The following is a 1,136-nucleotide window of genomic DNA, read 5'->3' as shown; positions in this document are numbered from 1 at the left end:
CTGAAATTGCTGCCCAGCGTGTAGCTGGCGCTCTTGTCCATCGCCATCAATTGCAATTGATGCGTACCATTGATGGTTCTGGACCACTCGGACGCCAGCATCGGCAGCGTGCCGCCGCTGCCGTTGAGCGCACCGTCACTGCCCACCATCACCCAGTTGTTGCCGGTGGCGCCAGGGGTGGTGGTGGTGGTGAAGCCAACATAGTTGTCGGGCGCCAGCATCTGCGCGCTGGTCAGCGCCAGCGCGTTGGACGTGATGCCGTAACTGCCGGCGCCTGCGGGGGACATGCCGGGATTGAGATCGTTGTTGAAGAAGGCGTTGACAATGATGCCATCATTGACGCCGGCGATGCCGCCTAGCGACGAAGTACCGTTGTTCTTGCCGGAGAAATAGACATTGCTAATGTTGCCCCGATTGTGTCCGAACAAGCCACCGATCTTGTAGTTACCCGAGATGTTGCCGGTCGCATAGCTGTTGCTCACGTCGGCTTGGGACACGCCGGCCAGTCCCCCAACCCTGATGCCGCCCGTGACGCTGCCGGTGGCATAGCTGTTGTCCATCGAACCGTACAACGAGCCGACCAGGCCGCCCACGCTATCTAAGCCGGTGACATTGCCGGCAGCATGGCTGTTGCTGATCGTCCCATAGCCGCTAAGCGTGTAGCCGACCAGGCCGCCCGCACGAGCGCCGTTGACATCGCCGGTGGCATAGCTGTCGGTGATGGTGCCCGCGTTCGCGCCCACCAGTCCGCCTGCGGCGCCATATCTAAAGCTATTGGTCACAGCCGCCGTGCTGTAGCTATTGCGGATCACGCCGTCCACCGAGTTAAACGACACCAGACCGCCCATGGTATTAAAGGACATTGACGTCATCGCGCCAGTGGTATGGCTGTTGCTGATGGTACCGGAATTGCTGCCCACCAGTCCGCCGATCCTGCTGTTGGCCAAGCCGCCGACCTGGCCGCCGCTGTACACATTGTCGATATTGCCGCTATTGTTGCCGGCCAACGCGCCGACATTGCCGTAAGCGCCGTTCGAGGCCGTTCCGCCCGAGATATTGACGCCGACCAAGCCCAGGTTGCGCACCGCACCAGTGGCGCCGATATTGCCGAACAGGCCCACGGGGGCGGTGTCGGT

At 61.7% G+C, this 1,136-nt stretch carries 1 protein-coding gene; it reads right to left on the bottom strand.

Annotation, left to right across the window (positions count from 1 at the left end; all coding sequences use genetic code 11):
- A partial coding sequence (locus tag CD932_RS27960; RefSeq protein ID WP_303396109.1) for a GLUG motif-containing protein occupies positions 1-1,136 on the bottom strand: 1,136 nt, incomplete at both ends.

The organism is Janthinobacterium sp. PC23-8, assembly GCF_002250505.1.
GTDB lineage: Bacteria > Pseudomonadota > Gammaproteobacteria > Burkholderiales > Burkholderiaceae_D > Janthinobacterium.
Note: the sequence above shows the minus strand (reverse complement) of the source record. Positions and strands in the feature narration are given on the sequence as shown.